Origin of the sequence: Spartinivicinus marinus (assembly GCF_026309355.1) — a bacterium.
Classification (GTDB): domain Bacteria; phylum Pseudomonadota; class Gammaproteobacteria; order Pseudomonadales; family Zooshikellaceae; genus Spartinivicinus; species Spartinivicinus marinus.
The window spans coordinates 1,483,458-1,500,841 of sequence record NZ_JAPJZK010000001.1 but is presented as its reverse complement, the minus strand read 5'-3'; the positions used below and the strand labels follow the sequence as shown (position 1 = coordinate 1,500,841).

The window sequence follows — 17,384 nt, the reverse complement described above, 5'->3', positions numbered from 1 at the left end:
GACATCAGCCTCTTTTGTTGCTGCCCACTTTTACTTTTTCAGAAAGCCGATAATTGTTCATGGCTCGCATGTTCGAAGGCTTCCATAAGCACAGGAACCGGGGCGCTTTCTGGCCCCCGTATTAGTTTAAAATAACCTGCTTCCCTGTGGTTGCCGACTCCAATGCAGCATCTGCCAAAGCCAGTGCTTGTAAACCATCATGCTGATTTGCCAGTGGTTTTTCGGTGCCGCGAATAGTAGCAATAAAGTTATCTAACTCTGCTTTATAGGCATCTGCATAACGTTCTAAAAAGAAATATAAAGGCTTTTCGCTTATAACCCCTTGTTCACCACTAAAAGATAAATTAATTGCAGTATTATTATTGGCTTGCAACATACCCTTACTGCCGAATACTTCGATTCGTTGATCATAACCATACACAGCCTGACGGCTATTGCTGATTTGACATAGTTTACCCGATGTAGTTTTGAGTATTACCATAGCAGTATCAACATCACCTAATTCACCAATGGTTGGGTCAATCAAGCAGCTGGCACTGGCAAATACTGCAGTTGGTTCTTCATTTAATAGCCAACGGGCCATATCCAGGTCGTGAATCATCATATCTCTAAATAGCCCTCCTGTTGCTGGCAAAATATGAGCAGGTGGGGGAGCAGGGTCACGACTGGTGATGGATACCATTTGTAACTCACCAATTTTACCCTGATTTAACTGGTTATGAAGCTGATTGAACTGAGGGTCGAAACGGCGATTAAAGCCTAAAGCGCATGCTACTTGAGTATCTTCTATCACTTGCAGGCATTCTTTTACTCGATCAATATTGAGGTCGATGGGTTTTTCACAAAATATGGTTTTACCTGCTCGTGCCGAGCGAATCATTAAATCTGCATGGGTATCGGTTGAGCTGGCAATAATAACTCCGGCAACTGTCGTATCTTCCAAGGCTGTATCTACATCAGTGACAGTTGCGCCATACTGCTCTGCCATTTGGTTGGCTACTGTTCGATTAACATCCACAATATATTTAATTTGTACATCGGGATGCTGCGATACATTTGCGGCATGGATTGAGCCAATTCGACCAGCGCCGAATAAGCATAAGTTAATCATTAATTACTCTCCTAATGTATACCCTTCACGAATGATCTTTATACCCCTAGGGCACAAGTGCTTTGTTATCTTCGCTAAGCACCAAGGATGGTGTGAATGCAGTTTATGCAGGAGCAATAAACTGTCTTCACCCCAGTCACTTATTTCAATAAGCTCCTGGGGCTTCCTCGCCTCGCCTAAACATCCTTCGTTTTGGCTATGTTTTTTTATCAAATATAGAAATAATTTTTTATCTATTGGTCTTCATTAAGTTGATTGCTACTTATATTTCTTCCTGTCGATAAGCTAGCCCAATGGAAAGTGCTTGAGCAATACATAAAGAAGAAGTCAGTGAACGAAATGAACGTACCTCAGCTTCTTTTACTACAAAACTCACAGTTGCTTGTTGCACTAATGGACTGAGCTGACTATCAGTAATCACGATTAAAGGAACTTCAGCAGGCTTTGCTTTTATTGTTTCTTGAGTTTCTGTTGCATAAGGTTTAAAGCTAATGGCAACCATTGCATCCTGTGGTTGAATAACGCTAGCTTGCTCTCTAAACATGCCACCCACTCCATCAACTAGAAATGCGCTTTTATCAATATGACGCAGTGCATAAGCAAAGTAAGAGGCTATGACAAAAGAGCGGCGAAACCCGACTATATGGATCACATTCGCCTTTTCCAGAATATTGATAGCTAATTCTAACTTATCGGCATCTGCTTCAGCTTTTAGTTGGTCCATGGCAAGCATGTTAGCTGAGGCAAACTCATTCAGTAGCTGAATAGGTGAGGTAGGGCTTGGCTGGCTTAGTTGCTCTTTAGCCAGGCGAATACGCTCGTTATAACTGGGGTTATCCTCAACCAGCTTGGCTCGAAAAAGTCGCTGCATATCACTAAACCCTTGAAAGCCAAAGGCATTGGCAAATCTCACCAAAGTTGAAGGAGGTACATTGGCATCTTGAGCAATGGCAGCCACTGTACCAAATGCAATATTTTTCGGGTGATCCATCACAAACTGTGCGACCTGCTGAAGCCGCTTACTCAGAGAAATATGTTTAGCTGTAATGGCAGACTCCAGCTCTGCCAGGCTCTCTGGAGGATTGACAACCATGTATGGATACCTTGTTATTGTAATGTTTCATTTATAGCGCATAACTGCTAAAAATGAAACAAATATTTCATTATAGATTTTTATAACAAAAAAATTTTAATAAATAGTGGAAATGAAATAAATATTTCAATATAACTGTAAGGGCATTAGAGTAGTGGTTGAATCAAAATGCTGTTTTGGTTAAAAATCAAACTAATGTTGATCAAATAATAAATAACAACTGAAGCAGGTAGCTAAAAATAATTCTAAAAAGCAATCAGCAAAGAACTGGTAAAGAATTGATATAGATAGTACCTGTCCAAACCCAAAGCATAGATTTTTAGTTGATATGCATGATTGTAAAGGGATGTCAGTCACAGCAAACTCTAAACGTCGTTAGCGAAGGGCATAATTATAAAGAGCATAATTATAATAAGGAGCTTTGAGTAATGAAGAAATTAATTATCGCTGCTGCAACGGCTATCAGTACTTTTTGCGGTGCTTTAACAGCTGACACCTCTCGTGTCGTCGTTGTCAGTCATGGACAGCCTCAAGACCCTTTTTGGTCGGTGGTAAAAAATGGCGTTGATGAAGCAGCTAAAGAAGCCAACGTAAAAGTTGAATACCGATCTCCAGACTCTTTCGATATGGTAAAGATGGCGCAAATTATTGATGCTGCTATTGCGACTAAGCCGGATGGGTTAGTGGTATCTATACCCGACAAGGATGCGTTAGCTGAGTCGATAAAAAAAGCCGTCAATAATGGTATTCCTGTTATATCAATGAATTCAGGTGCAGATACCTATAAACAATTAGGTGTGAAACTCCATGTAGGACAGAGTGAGTACTTAGCGGGTAAAGGTGCTGGCGAAAGAATGCGCCAGAATGGGGTAAAAAAAGGGCTGTGTGTTAACCATGAACAAGGTAACGCAGGATTGGATCAACGTTGTGATGGTTTTGTGGAAGGAATGGGAGGGAATGCTGCAATTTTGGCAGTGAGTACGGACCCTACCGAGGTGCGAAATGCATTATTAGCCTATTTAAATAAAAACAGAGATGTCGAAGGTATTTTAACGTTAGGCCCTATTGGCGCTGACCCTACTATTGCAGCAATTGAGCAAGCAGGAGCAGCAGGAAAAGTTAAAATAGGTACTTTTGATTTATCCCCCGCTATTTTAAAAGCGATCAAAAAAGGCAGTATGGATTTTGCTATTGATCAGCAACAATATTTACAAGGTTATTTACCGGTTATTTTCCTATCACAATATACTAAATATGGTGTACTACCTAATGGTGAAGTACAAACTGGTCCAGGTTTTGTCACGCAAGAAAATGCTGGGCAGGTGGTAGAGCTAAGCAAAAAAGGTATTCGATAGAGTTGTATTTAATTTATTGGGTATCTTTAGTTGCCGGCTAGGAAGGGTGTTTTCAATATGAGTTCAACAACAGCTGCATCTGTGGTAGATCTTGCAAAAGATGAGCGATTGCGAACACAAGGCATTATTCGCAAAGCAATGCATCGTCCTGAATTAGGTGCGGTAGCAGGGGCATTATTAGTATTTGGTTTTTTTGGCATATTTGCTGGCGACAGTGGTATGTTCAGCGCCAGTGGTACGATTAACTTTCTAGAAGTGTCGGCTCAGCTGGGTATTATCGCTGTGGCGGCTGCATTATTAATGATTGCCGGAGAATTTGATTTATCCATTGGCTCTATGATCGCATTTTCTGGTTTGGTACTAGCTATTCCAGTATCGGTATGGGAATTGCCCATGTGGATGGCAATTTTAATTGCATTTTTTGGTGCAATAGGAATTGGCTTTCTCAATGGCTATTTAGTCGTAAAAACTAAACTTCCGTCTTTTATTGTTACTCTGGCCTTTTTATTTATCTTACGTGGTTTGGCAATAGGATTTACTCGTCTTATTACCGGTAGAACACAAGTAGGTGGGTTAAAAGAAGCCGCTGAAAATGACTGGCTGGCATCACTATTCAGTGGTGAAGTGGGCGCTCGCTTATTCTCCTGGTTTACAGAAATGGGCTGGCTTGAAACTAATTTTGCTGGACAGCCAATGGTAACTGGTATACCTGTTTCTATTATCTGGTGGGTGGTTATTGCAACACTTGCTACCTGGGTATTATTAATGACTCGGTTTGGTAACTGGATATTTGCCTGTGGTGGTGATGCAAATGCTGCGAGAAATGTCGGGGTGCCAGTTAATAAGGTCAAGATCACTTTATTTATTTTTACTGCATTAGCTGCAACGGTTTTTGCCTGTCTACAAGTATTGGATGCAGGTTCAGCGGATACCAACAGGGGCTTATTAAAAGAGTTTGAAGCTATTATTGCAGTGGTAATTGGTGGTGCATTATTAACCGGTGGTTATGGTTCTGCGATAGGTGCAGTATTTGGTGCACTTATTTTTGGCACGGTTCAAATGGGGATTTTCTATACCGGTGTTAATACTGACTGGTTTAAAGTCTTCATGGGCGTGATGATGTTGCTTGCTGTGATGTTTAATAATTACGTTCGTAAAAAATCGACAGAATCCCATTAAAGGTAGGAGCATTAAGAATGAGTGATAAACCTTTAATTGAATTAAGAAACGTCCATAAATACTTCGGTAGTGTCATTGCTTTACAAGATATTTCTTTAGCCGTTTCAGCTGGAGAGGTAATGTGTTTATTGGGGGATAATGGTGCAGGTAAGTCTACATTAATAAAAACATTATCAGGGGTACACCAACCTACCCAGGGGCAAATGTTTGTCGAAGGCCAGGCGGTTTCGTTTAACTCACCAGCAAACGCCCTTGACCATGGTATAGCAACGGTATTTCAGGATTTAGCCATGGTTCCATTAATGGGCATTACTCGTAACTTTTTTATGGGACGAGAGCCTACCAAAGGTAAAGGTATCTTTCGTCGTATCGATTGGAAGCTAGCAAACCAAGTAGCCAAAGCAGAAATGGCAAAAATTGGTATTGATGTGCGCGACCCTTCTCAGCCAGTGGGTACATTATCGGGCGGTGAGCGTCAATGTGTGGCAATTGCGAGAGCGGTTTATTTTGGAGCGAAAGTATTAATTTTAGATGAGCCCACTTCAGCGCTTGGAGTTAAACAGGCTTCAGTTGTTTTACGTTATATTGCTCAAGCTAAAGCACGTGGCTTAGCCGTTATTTTCATTACTCATAATGTGCATCATGCTTATCCAGTGGGTGATGCCTTTACTATATTAAAACGTGGCACCAGTTTTGGTACTTTCCGTAAAACAGAAGTCAGTCGTGAAGATGTTTTGGCTATGATGGCTGGTGGTGATGAAATGGAGAATCTAACAGCAGAACTAGAAGAGTTTGCACGGGTTGATGCTTTTCAAGAAAAAGAAATAGAAGGCTCAACTGATAATAAAAATAATTCTGCTGAAATTATTGAAAATAAATCACTGGCGACACTTTAAGGTTTATTTAGCCTATAAAGGCCTCTCACGAAGGATGAGCAATGGAAAAATTACGAATTGGTCTTATCGGCACGGGCTACATGGGTAAAGCTCATAATATTGCATTTAAAGCCTGTCCGGCAGTTTTTCCTTTATTGGCAAGTATAGAGTGCGAAATGCTTGCAGAAGTAAACCAAACGTTAGCTGAGCAAAAAGTTAAAGAACTTGGTTTTAATCGGGCAACGGGAGATTGGCGAACCTTAGTGAATGATCATAATATTGATGTAGTCGATATTTGTTCGCCGAATTATCTGCATAAAGAAATGGCTCTTGCGGCTATTGCAGCAGGTAAACATGTTTATTCAGAAAAACCATTGGCATTAAATGCTGTAGATGCCAAGGAAATGACAGAAGCTGCTGAAAAAGCAGGAATTAAGACGCTTGTTGGCTTTAACTATGTAAAAAATCCGGTTGCACAGTTAGTAAAGGAAATTATTGAAAACGGTGAAATTGGAAACATCGTTCATTTTAGAGGCACTCATAATGAGGATTATTTAGCTGATCCTAATACCCCTTTTAGTTGGCGGTTAAAAAGAGAGTTAGCAGGTTCTGGTACGTTAGGAGACATGGGGTCGCACATTATTAATATGGCTCAATATTTAGTGGGTGATATTAATGAGGTGATGGCCGACTTGCAAACAGTAATAAAAGAACGCCTTTTGCTTAGTAATAGTCAAACCGAAAATAACAACCAATATGCCAAAGTAGAAAATGATGACCAAGCACATATGATGGTGCGGTTTTCAAATGGTGCAATAGGCACGCTTGAATCAAGCCGAATTGCTTGTGGCAGAAAGATGGGCTTAACCTATGAAATAACAGGTACAAAAGGCGCTATAGTGTTTGATCAGGAACGACTAAGTGAACTACAGCTGTTTACTAATACTGATCCTAGTAATCGACAAGGTTTTCGTACCATCTTAGTGGGGCCTGAACACCCGGATTATGCTGCTTTTTGTGTCGCATCAGGTCATGGCCTTGGTTATAACGATCAGAAAATTGTTGAAGTACGTGATTTGGTTGAAGGTATTTGTGCAGATAAACCCATGTGGCCAGATTTTCGTGCAGCTTATGAAGTAAATAAAGTATTGGATGCGGCAGAACTGTCTTATAAAGAAGGTCGTTGGATTAAACTTAGTGAAATAGAGTAAATAATGTAAGACATGTAGATAAAAGGGTTTATTTATTAAATCTTCTTTCTCTAGGGAAGATAGCAAGTAGCTCCCTCTCCCTCAGAAGAATCTTGCAAAAGGTCGCTGAAAAAAATTCCAGTATTTGATATGGAATAACAGGGTATTTTTCCGCCGCTCTTGAAGTGCCATCCCTGGCCCATCAAGAGCTAAAAAGGCATCCATGCCTTGGCTACAGAATACCCTATTACTCCATATCCGCTGACTTTTGTAATGGCTTTCAAGAAGAGGACTAGGGAAAGGGCAAGTTTTCTGCGTGTACAAAAAAATCTGATGAAGGGAATTTACTGTAATGACAATTCACATCAAAAACTATCGGGAAGGTTTTCCTCTGGGTATTACTGACATTACCCGTTATGACGAGGCTGAAGATAATACTGGTATTGCACTGGCTGTACATAAACTATCTGCAAACGAAGCCTATAATACGACAACTGAAGTTGAAACTGCCTGGTTGTTGATGCGTGGTGAAGTCACAATTGAAGTAGATGGAAAAAATTATACATTAATCAGGCAATCGTTATTTGATGAATCACCAAAATGCATACATGTTTCAGCTCAGACAATAGTCCAGTTTAATTGCCAGTCTGATACAGAGTTTACCGTTTATCAGGTGCCTAATACGAAACGCTTTGCTTATAAAATTTATACCGATGTAGCAAATGAACACCGTGGTAAAGGTCAAGTAGGTGGTGCTTGTTTGCGTTTTGTCAGAACCATTTTTGATCTTAATAATGCAGACCCTAATGCTGAGCTAGTATTAGGTGAGGTGGTAACGATGCCCGGACGTTGGTCTAGTTACCCACCGCATCATCATCCACAACCAGAAATTTATCATTATCGGTTTACCCATCCTCAAGGTTATGGGCATGCTGAGCATGGTGAAGATGTATATAAAATAAAGCAGTTTGATACGGTGAAAATTTTTGATGGGAATGACCACCCGCAAACAACTGCGCCTGGTTATGGGATGTGGTATTCCTGGGTGATACGTCACCTGCCTGATAACCCTTATACCGTGCCTGAGTTTACGCCAGAACATACCTGGACTCAAAACTCAGATGCACAGATTTGGTTTCCTGAGGAGTTAAAGGGTAATGAATACTAAGTACTTGGATGTCATATGTCTTGGCCGTGCTGCTGTTGATTTATATGGCCAACAGATTGGTAGTCGATTAGAAGATGAGTCTTCTTTTGCAAAATATTTAGGTGGTTCATCAGGTAATATTGCTTATGGCACTGCTCGGTTAGGTTTAAAATCTGCCATGTTAACCCGCGTGGGTAATGAGCATATGGGGAGGTTTGTAAAAGAAGAGCTTAGCCGGGCCGGTGTTGATGTTAGCCATGTTAAAACTGACAATGAACGATTAACCGGGCTGGTACTGTTAGGGATAAAAGATCAGGATACTTTTCCTTTAATATTTTACCGTAATGATTGTGCTGATATGGCAATTAGTGTGGAAGATTTTGATCCTGAATTTATTGCATCCAGCAAATCATTATTAATTACAGGTACGCATTTCTCTACAGAACATACATTTCATACTAGTTTACAAGCGATGAAGTGGGCGAGAGAACAGAATACCAAAGTCATTCTGGATATTGATTATCGCCCAGTATTATGGGGATTAACAGGTTTAGGTGAAGGGGAAAACCGGTTTGTATCTGCTGATAACGTTACCCAGCATTTACAGACAATATTACCCTATTGTGATTTAATTGTTGGTACAGAAGAAGAGTTTCATATTGCTGGTGGCTCTACCAATACGGTTAATTGCCTAAGCAACATACGACGTCTAACTGATGCTGTACTTGTGGTTAAGCGAGGACCTTTAGGCTGCAGTGTTTTTCCAGATAATATTCCTGAAAAATTAGATGATGGTTTAACAGTTCATGGAGTAAAGGTTGAGGTGCTTAATGTATTAGGTGCTGGTGATGCCTTTATGAGTGGCTTTTTAAGCGGTTGGTTAAGAGATAAATCGTTAACAGAGTGCTGTCAGCTAGCTAATGCTTGTGGGGCGATAGTGGTTTCGCGACATGGTTGTGCACCTGCCACGCCTACTGAAGAAGAGCTGAATTATTATTTAGCGAATGCTGAAAATATTTCCAGGCCTGATGTAGATCCTCATTTAAATTATTTGCATCGAGTCACGACTCGACACCCCGTTAATTGGGATGAGGTGTGTGCCCTGGCCTTTGATCATCGTAAACAATTTGTTGAAATGGTGAATGAAACAGGGACTAAAGACAATAAAATTGCTGTACTTAAAAAATTATTATTAAAAGCTACTCAGTTGGGTGCTGACAAGGCAAGTTTGACGACACCTGGTGTATTAATTGACGACACTTTTGGTCGAGCAGCTTTAAATGAGGTGTCTGGCAAAGATTGGTGGGTTGGTCGGCCAGTAGAGTTGCCTGGTTCTCGTCCTGTAAATTTAGAAGGCAAAACCAGCATAGGCAGTCGTTTAGTCAGTTGGCCAAGTGAGCATATTGTTAAGTGCCTGGTTTTTTATCATCCTGATGATGAGTTAACACTACGTCATCAGCAGGAGCAGCAAGTGATTTCGTTATATGAAGACTGCTGCGCCAGTGGCCATGAATTTTTGCTTGAAGTGATTCCACCTAAAGACTTACAAGTAAATGATGACACTATACCAAGAGCATTAAAGCGCTTTTACAATTTAGGCGTTTATCCCGATTGGTGGAAATTGCCACCACAATCTGGCCAAACTTGGCAGCAGGTCCAACAGTTAATTACCAATAGAGCACCCCATTGTCGTGGTGTGGTTATTTTAGGCCTGGATTCCCCTGTTAATGAATTAAAGAAAGGTTTTAAAACGGCTGCAGCGTATCCAATTGTAAAAGGGTTCGCTGTGGGTAGAAGTATTTTTGCTGAAGCAGCCCGCCAATGGTTGAAAGAGGTTATAACAGATGAACAGTTTATTGAGTTGGTGGCGAATAATTATCAACAATTAATTGATGTGTGGCGAGCTAGCAGACAATAGTCCCTAGTATCGAATAAAGCCTTTAACGAGTAGAAAAATAGGAGAGTAAGGTGAATACAGTCCGGTTAACCATGGCTCAAGCATTGGTTAAATATCTTGCTGCTCAGTTTGTTGAAATAAATGGAAATAAATTACCATTATTTGAAGGTGTTTTTGCAATTTTTGGTCATGGTAATGTAGCTGGTCTGGGTGAAGCTTTATTTCATGCACAGGATCAACTGCCGACTTATCGTGCTCATAATGAACAAGGTATGGCCCATGCTGCTATTGCATTTGCCAAAGCCAATAATCGTCGACGAATGATGGCTTGTACTACGTCTATAGGGCCAGGGGCGACGAATATGGTAACCGCAGCAGCATTAGCTCATGTTAATCGTTTGCCGGTTTTACTTTTACCTGGCGATGCTTTTGCTAGTCGATTGCCTGATCCCGTTTTGCAGCAGGTAGAAAATTTTGCTGATCCAACCATAACCGCTAATGACTGTTTTAAGCCAGTTTCTCGTTATTTTGATCGTATTTCCCGACCAGAGCAGATTATTACCAGTTTGCCAGTGGCGATTGCTACATTAACAGATCCTGCTAACTGTGGGCCAGCAACATTAGCATTACCACAAGATGTGCAAGCGATGAGTTATGATTACCCAGTAAGCTTTTTTGAGCCTAAAGTGCATCATATATTGCGTCAGCCACCGGATCAACGACAGTTGATGGATGTGGTTACGGCAATCGAAAAAGCAGAAAAACCACTTATTATTGCAGGTGGTGGCGTACATTATTCTGAGGCAATTGAAGAGCTGACTTCATTTACACAACTATTTAATATTCCTGTGGCTGAAACCCAAGCAGGCAAGGGAGCGTTATCTTGGGATCATCCTAACCAATTAGGTAGTATTGGAGTAACAGGCAGCCAAGCCGCAAATACGACAGCAGAGCAGGCCGATTTAATTATAGCAATAGGTACTCGATTGCAGGATTTCACTACAAGCTCTCGTACCTTGGTGAAAGACCACCAGCAACTTGTACAAATTAATGTTGCTCAGTTTGATGCAGTAAAACACAATGCACTCCCTTTAATTGCTGATGCAAAAGTAGCATTGCAACAATTGTCGCAGATTTTTTTAGATAAAAAAGAAAATAAAAAATTACAGATAAATAATGACTGGCTAACCACTGCTCAAGCAAATATGGTTGCCTGGAATAAAATAGTCGATGAAAAAACAGCAAGTACTGGTAGCTTATTACTCACTGATGCTCAAGTACTTGGTGCAGTTAATCGAGCGACAGATACTAAAGATATAGTGGTATGTGCTGCAGGTGGTTTGCCAGGTGAATTACATAAATTATGGAAAACAGCAGATCCGAAAGGTTATCACGTAGAATATGGTTTCTCTTGTATGGGCTATGAAATTGCTGGTGGGTTAGGTGTTAAAATGGCCTGTCCAGATAGAGACGTGGTTGTGATGGTAGGCGATGGTAGTTATATGATGTTGAATTCAGAAATAGCTACTTCAGTTATGCTAGGAAAAAAGTTAATTATTATAGTATTAGATAATCGTGGCTTTGGCTGTATTAATCGATTACAGCAAGCCTGTGGAGGAGCACCTTTTAATAACTTATTAGCCGATTGTAAAACCATAGAAGCAGGAGCGCCTGTCATTGATTTTGCTGCTCACGCGCAGGCCATGGGAGCAATTGCTGAACATGTTCAAGGCATTACAGAATTAGAAGCGGCTTTAATGCGAGCTAAACAGGCCAATCAAACCTATGTCATCAGTTTAAATACTGATCCTGTTCATACAACTAGTGATGGTGGGTCTTGGTGGGATGTTGCTATACCTGAGGTCTCTCAACGTGAGGAAGTCATTGAGGCAAGGGACAAATATGAAAAAGCTAAAAAGCAACAACCTTATTAAAATACTCTTCGTATATGGTTCTTTGAGTATTAATTATTTAAATTAAATCATTATGAATTATGGATGATAGTAAAAATATGGCAGTAAAAATTGGAATTAATCCCCTTACCTGGACAAACGATGACATGCCAGCATTAGGGGCAGAAACACCCCTGGAAGTTTGTTTAACTGAAGGAAAGCAGGCAGGGTATAGTGGTTTTGAATTAGGTAATAAATTTCCTCGTGAGGCAGAAGTATTAGGGCCAATCTTAGATAAGCACGGTCTGCAGTTAGTATCAGGCTGGTACAGTGGTCAGCTAATGACGAGGACTGTAGATGAAGAAATTGCAGCTATTCAGTCCCACCTGCAATTATTGAGGTCACTGGGTTCTTCTGTAATGGTATTTGCAGAAGTGACTGGTTGTATACACGGTAAAAGACAGACTCCACTAACATGCCGACCGGTGTTTGCTGAAGCAGACTGGCAGTCTTATGCAGATCGATTAACGCAGTTAGCAGATTACACCCTTAGTGAAGGGGTTAAAATTGCTTATCACCATCATATGGGCACTGTGATTGAAACCGAGGCTGAAATCGATCAATTGATGGTACTAACAGGAAAGTCTGTTGGCTTACTGTTAGATACCGGACACCTGACTTATGCTGGTGGGGACCCACTAGCAACAGCTAAACGACATATTCAGCGTATTTGCCATGTGCACTGTAAAGATATTCGGCCAGTGATTTTACAGTGGGCAAAAAACACTGACAGTAGTTTTTTAAATGCTGTTTTGCAGGGAGTATTTACTGTACCCGGTGATGGTTGTATTGATTATCCTAGTATTTTTCAATTATTAAGAGAGCATGATTATAACGGCTGGTTAGTAGTAGAAGCAGAGCAAGACCCTGCGATAGCTGATCCATTAACTTACGCAAAAATGGGCTATCACTATTTAGCTGAGCAAGTATCAAAGGCTGGCCTAAAGCTTGTTAGCTAACTGGTACTAAATAATTATATTCTAAATAACTTTTGAATATAGAGTAATAGGATATTCTTACGCTACAGAATACCCTATTACTCCATTTAATCGATAGCCAGTTTTATTCGGGTGGTAAGAGAAAGGGGAATTGTAAACATGCAAGTAATTAATAATTTTATCAATGGTGTACAGGCTAGCAGTGAAAGTGGACGAGTAGCTCCTGTGTTTAACCCTGCTACGGGTAAACAAACTGCAGAAGTGGTGTTATCAACTGCAGCGGAAACACGACAGGCAATTAGTGTGGCTGCTGATGCATTTACAAAGTGGGCAAGTATTACCCCACTTAACCGTGCCAGAGTGCTATTTAAATTTAAGGAGTTGGTAGAAAAACACCGTAATGAGCTGGCTGAAATTATCAGCTCCGAGCATGGCAAAGTATATAGCGATGCACAAGGAGAAGTGACCCGTGGTCTTGAAGTAATAGAGTTTGCGTGCGGGGTTCCTCATTTATTAAAAGGGGAACATTCACTTAATGTGGGTACTAATGTTGATAGTCATTCTATGATGCAACCTTTGGGAGTGGTTGCTGGGATTACTCCATTTAATTTCCCTGCTATGGTACCAATGTGGATGTTTCCTATTGCGCTAGCTTGTGGGAATACTTTTGTATTAAAGCCTTCTGAAAAAGACCCAACTTGTCCTATTCGTCTGGCAGAGTTATTAAAAGAAGCTGGATTACCCGATGGTGTTTTTAATGTAGTGAATGGCGATAAAGAGTCAGTTGATGTATTACTAACTGATAGCCGTATTGAAGCGGTTAGCTTTGTTGGTTCAACGCCAATTGCTGAGTATATTTACCAAACCGCTTGTGCTCATGGGAAACGCGCGCAGGCACTAGGTGGCGCGAAAAACCATATGGTAATAATGCCTGATGCTGATGTAGACCAGACAGTGAATGCATTAATGGGAGCAGCCTACGGCTCGGCAGGTGAACGTTGTATGGCAATTTCCGTTGCTGTAGCTGTAGGGGACCAAGTGGCAGAGCAGTTGATTGACAAGCTTATCCCTCAAGTTGAGCAATTAAAAGTTGGCCCAGGGCTTGGTCAAACCCCAGAAAATCATATGGGACCATTAGTCACTAAAGAGCATCGAGATAAAGTAGTTAGCTATATTGATGCAGGTGTTGCTGCAGGAGCTAAGCTGGTTGTTGATGGCCGCGACTTTGTATGCAAAGGGAATGAAAATGGTTTTTATGTAGGTGGTACTTTATTTGACCATGTAAAACCTGATATGAAAATTTATCAGGAAGAGATTTTTGGCCCAGTTTTATGTGTTGTTCGGGTACCTGATTTAAAAACGGCAGTAGAATTAGTTAATGCTCACGAATATGGGAATGGAACTGCTATTTTTACTCGGGATGGTAATGCTGCCAGACAGTATTCGCAGCATATTCAAGTAGGCATGGTGGGGGTTAATGTACCTATTCCTGTGCCTATGGCATTTCATTGTTTTGGTGGTTGGAAGCGTTCACTATTTGGGCCGCTCCATATGCATGGGCCGGATGGAGTACGCTTTTACACCCGAATGAAAATGGTAACCTCTCGTTGGCCTGACAGTGCAACGGTGCAAGGAGCAGAATTCTCAATGCCCACAATGAAATAGACAGATACACAAATTCTGCTAATAAAAAAATCGCAACTTGCTGGGTTTTTCTTATTAGCATTATAGTCAATTGAAACTACTGATTATTGTAGGGCAACTTTTTTGGTAATTGAGAGTGACCGTAGTTATTTGCTAACTGAAACCAGTGGTGGTATTTTTCGCTGTTAATCAAAGAGTATATCCAAGCAACTTGGAGTTTTAACAGGCAGGAGATAGTCTATGCTACTAGTAACAGAATCAAGATTAGTTGTTATTGAAAATGCGTATACTATTATTTGTAATTTATATATTTCTTTCAGCTATATGTGTTAGCTGTCCTCTGAAAAAAATTAAATTCATATCTGAGGAGTTTCCACCCTATAACTATATGACGAGCGACGGGGTAATTAAAGGTATTGCAGTGGATGTTCTTGTTGCTGCATCAAGGCTTGTTAATTGTGCTATCGGTAGAAACAGTATTGAAATACTGCCCTGGGCTAGAGGATATAAAAATGTACTAGTGAACGCAAATACCTCTTTATTTAGCATGAGCTTTAGCAAAGAAAGATCCAAGCTGTTTCTATGGGCAGGTCCATTTGCAAAGACTAAAAATGTATTAATAGCAAAAAAGGATAGTGGAATTATAGTCGATGACGAAAACCCTTTAACCAGATTTATGATTGGTGCAATACGAAATGATATTAGTCATCAACTAGCACTTAAGGCTGGAGCAAAGCCCAATAATTTTAGTTATGGAAATAAACCAGAAAATTTAGCCAAAATGCTTTATAAAGGTCGAATTGATGCTTGGGCATATAACTATATTACTGCAAGGTGGATTTTTAGGAAGCTGCAATATTCGTCAGATGAGTTTGAGATTGTTTACAATTTGAGTGAAAATGATAATTTTTTTGCTTTTAATAAAGACTCTGATAAGAAAGCAGTTGAATTACTTCAAGAAGGAATAAATATGTTAAAAGAAAACAAAGGCAAGTATGGAGTGTCACAACTTGAAGAAATAGTGAGTAATTACCTTTAAAAGTTAAGAAAGGGAATGCCGAATTCGTTGTACACTATATCTTATAGTGAAATCATTTGGTTTGTAAGTAATTGCTTTATGATGCTGTCATAAGAACTCCCCCCTAGAAGGAATACTTCATCAGATATCAACGATTCTGAGCTCTCAGGCTAAATATCGTACTTCATTTTCTGATAGGCTCTGACAAATCTTGGTGGTTCTAAGATTTAAGGCCCATTATCTCCATTTAAGTTGAATAGATGACAATTTATACGGCACTGGTTTACACTGTCGCCTTGATTTTGGATGAATTTAATACTTGCAGCAGTATGTAGATGGGATTTGCTGAAAGTAAATAATTACAATCAAAAAAAAGGTGTGTGTTATGACAATTCGTAGAAGCTTCTATTACATTACGGCATGCTTAGCATTATTGCTCAACACGGCTATTGTCAATGCAGAAATGCGCTGGGATATGCCAACCCCATATAGTGATTCTACTTTTCATACCAGGAATATTCGACTATTTGCTGATGAGGTTCTAAAAGCGACTAATAATGAACTAAATATAACTGTTCATAGTGCTGGATCGTTAATAAAACATCCAGAAATAAAGAAATCAGTTAGGCGTGGCATAGTCCCAATTGGTGAAGTTTTAATGTCGCGGTTATCAAATGAGGATAGTTTTTTTGCTCTCGATTCAATTCCATATTTGGCAACCAATTATCAGCAGGCCAGAAAACTCTGGCAAGCAAGTCGTAAAAGAACAGAAGAAAAACTATCAAAGCAGGGATTAAAACTGCTGTTTTCTGTACCCTGGCAGCCTCAGGGTTTATTTGCTAAGAAGAAGGTAAAGGCAGCAACTGATTTACAAGGCCTTAAGCTAAGGGTTTACAACAAGTATACAGAAAGGCTTGCTCAATTACTTCAAGCAATACCCACACAAATAGAAGCAGCTGATATAGCTACTGCGTTTTCAACGGGAAGGGTCGATTCTATGATAACTTCGCCAGCAATTGGCGCAAATACGAAAGCATGGGACTTTTTAAGTCATTATCATCATTTTCAGGCCTGGATACCGAAGAATATGGTGATTGTAAATGCTAAACAATTTTCCAAGTTAAGTAAGGATGCTCAGGCTGTCGTATTAGCCGCAGCCAAGCAAGCTGAAGAGAGAGGTTGGCAGATGAGTGAACAAGAAACCAACGAAAAAGTAGCTGTGATGAAAGCCAATGGTCTGAAAGTAGTGTATCCCAGTGATAAGTTGCACTCTGAATTATCTTACATAGGCCACGTTATGACTAAAGAATGGCTTAATAATGTAGGAGACGAAGGTAAAAGTACCTTAGCTATTTTTAAACAGCTATAGCGTTAATTAGTAACGCTGATTAATAGCTATATTTTCGCAGTTTAAGTAGTAATATATATGAGATACTTTCTGGAAAAAATATATAAAATTAGTGGTTTTTTATCTGCTTTCTGCTTGATTGCTAGTTGTCTTATTGTTTTTGCTCAAGTGTTGGGACGTATTATTGATAAGTTGTATAAGCTTTTTACGGGCGAAATTATTGGTTTAATGGTTCCTTCTGCAGCTGATTTCATCGGCTGCTTACTTGTTTCTGCGTCATTTTTTGGTTTAGCTTTTACTTTGAATAATAGGCAACATATTCGAGTTAAAATCGTTATTGAGCAAGTGGGAGCAGGTTGGCAAAAACGACTGGAGTGTTTTAGCTATAGTACAGCAGTTATAGTTAGTGGATATTTTACTTATTATACCTATTATTTGATGATTGATAGTTTAGAGTTTTCTGAGGTTACGCCTGGTATTATTCCAATCCCACTATGGATTCCACAATTAGCTATGTTGATTGGTGTGGCATTCTTTATGATAGCGGCTATCGATGGTTTAATAAAAGCTTGTTGCCAGCCAGTAAAACACCAATTATTAATTAATGCCGAGTAACCTGCTTAAAAACTCATCTCTA

General features: G+C 40.0%; 14 protein-coding genes. 12 read left to right on the top strand and 2 right to left on the bottom strand.

What is annotated here, in order from left to right:
- Positions 1-121: 121 nt before the first annotated feature.
- The gene (iolG, locus tag OQE68_RS06930; protein ID WP_180570154.1) at positions 122-1,111 is read right to left on the bottom strand and encodes an inositol 2-dehydrogenase; all 990 of its coding nucleotides are present in this window, start codon (positions 1,109-1,111) and stop codon (positions 122-124) included.
- Positions 1,112-1,373: 262 nt separating this feature from the next.
- Positions 1,374-2,204, bottom strand: a complete 831-nt coding sequence (locus OQE68_RS06925; RefSeq protein ID WP_180570153.1) for a MurR/RpiR family transcriptional regulator — start codon at positions 2,202-2,204, stop codon at positions 1,374-1,376.
- Positions 2,205-2,632: 428 nt separating this feature from the next.
- On the opposite strand from OQE68_RS06925, the gene OQE68_RS06920 reads away from it, so the two are divergent.
- The 12 genes from OQE68_RS06920 to OQE68_RS06865 all read left to right on the top strand — a co-directional run bounded on the left by OQE68_RS06920 (position 2,633) and on the right by OQE68_RS06865 (position 17,362).
- Positions 2,633-3,559 carry a sugar ABC transporter substrate-binding protein gene (locus OQE68_RS06920; RefSeq protein ID WP_180570152.1) on the top strand — a complete coding sequence of 309 codons (927 nt, stop codon included), beginning with the start codon at positions 2,633-2,635 and terminating at the stop codon, positions 3,557-3,559.
- A 57-nt stretch (positions 3,560-3,616) separates the two neighbouring features.
- Positions 3,617-4,738 carry an ABC transporter permease gene (locus OQE68_RS06915; RefSeq protein WP_180570151.1) on the top strand — a complete coding sequence of 374 codons (1,122 nt, stop codon included), beginning with the start codon at positions 3,617-3,619 and terminating at the stop codon, positions 4,736-4,738.
- Between the two features lie 17 nt (positions 4,739-4,755).
- Positions 4,756-5,634: an ATP-binding cassette domain-containing protein gene (locus tag OQE68_RS06910; protein ID WP_180570150.1), complete on the top strand. Its 879-nt coding sequence runs from the start codon at positions 4,756-4,758 to the stop codon at positions 5,632-5,634.
- Between the two features lie 41 nt (positions 5,635-5,675).
- A complete protein-coding gene (locus tag OQE68_RS06905) occupies positions 5,676-6,824 on the top strand; it encodes a Gfo/Idh/MocA family protein (protein WP_180570149.1) in 1,149 nt (382 codons plus the stop codon).
- A 331-nt stretch (positions 6,825-7,155) separates the two neighbouring features.
- Positions 7,156-7,971, top strand: coding sequence for a 5-deoxy-glucuronate isomerase (locus tag OQE68_RS06900; RefSeq protein ID WP_180570148.1), 816 nt, complete (start codon positions 7,156-7,158; stop codon positions 7,969-7,971).
- Positions 7,961-9,868, top strand: a complete 1,908-nt coding sequence (locus OQE68_RS06895) for a bifunctional 5-dehydro-2-deoxygluconokinase/5-dehydro-2-deoxyphosphogluconate aldolase (protein WP_180570147.1) — start codon at positions 7,961-7,963, stop codon at positions 9,866-9,868. The genes OQE68_RS06900 and OQE68_RS06895 overlap by 11 nt, the downstream gene beginning before the upstream one ends.
- A gap of 50 nt (positions 9,869-9,918) precedes the next feature.
- A complete protein-coding gene (gene iolD, locus OQE68_RS06890; RefSeq protein ID WP_180570146.1) occupies positions 9,919-11,781 on the top strand; it encodes a 3D-(3,5/4)-trihydroxycyclohexane-1,2-dione acylhydrolase (decyclizing) in 1,863 nt (620 codons plus the stop codon).
- A 77-nt stretch (positions 11,782-11,858) separates the two neighbouring features.
- Positions 11,859-12,758, top strand: coding sequence for a myo-inosose-2 dehydratase (iolE, locus tag OQE68_RS06885; protein ID WP_180570145.1), 900 nt, complete (start codon positions 11,859-11,861; stop codon positions 12,756-12,758).
- Between the two features lie 138 nt (positions 12,759-12,896).
- On the top strand, positions 12,897-14,402 hold the full coding sequence (locus OQE68_RS06880) for a CoA-acylating methylmalonate-semialdehyde dehydrogenase (RefSeq protein ID WP_180570144.1): 1,506 nt from the start codon (positions 12,897-12,899) through the stop codon (positions 14,400-14,402).
- Positions 14,403-14,661: 259 nt separating this feature from the next.
- On the top strand, positions 14,662-15,420 hold the full coding sequence (locus tag OQE68_RS06875; protein ID WP_180570143.1) for a substrate-binding periplasmic protein: 759 nt from the start codon (positions 14,662-14,664) through the stop codon (positions 15,418-15,420).
- 364 nt (positions 15,421-15,784) lie between these two features.
- Entirely contained in the window at positions 15,785-16,768 is a 984-nt protein-coding gene (locus OQE68_RS06870) for a TRAP transporter substrate-binding protein (protein WP_180570142.1), read from the top strand.
- Between the two features lie 57 nt (positions 16,769-16,825).
- Positions 16,826-17,362 (top strand): TRAP transporter small permease, encoded by a 537-nt coding sequence (locus OQE68_RS06865; protein WP_180570141.1) that lies wholly within the window; start codon positions 16,826-16,828, stop codon positions 17,360-17,362.
- The last annotated feature ends 22 nt before the right edge of the window (positions 17,363-17,384 follow it).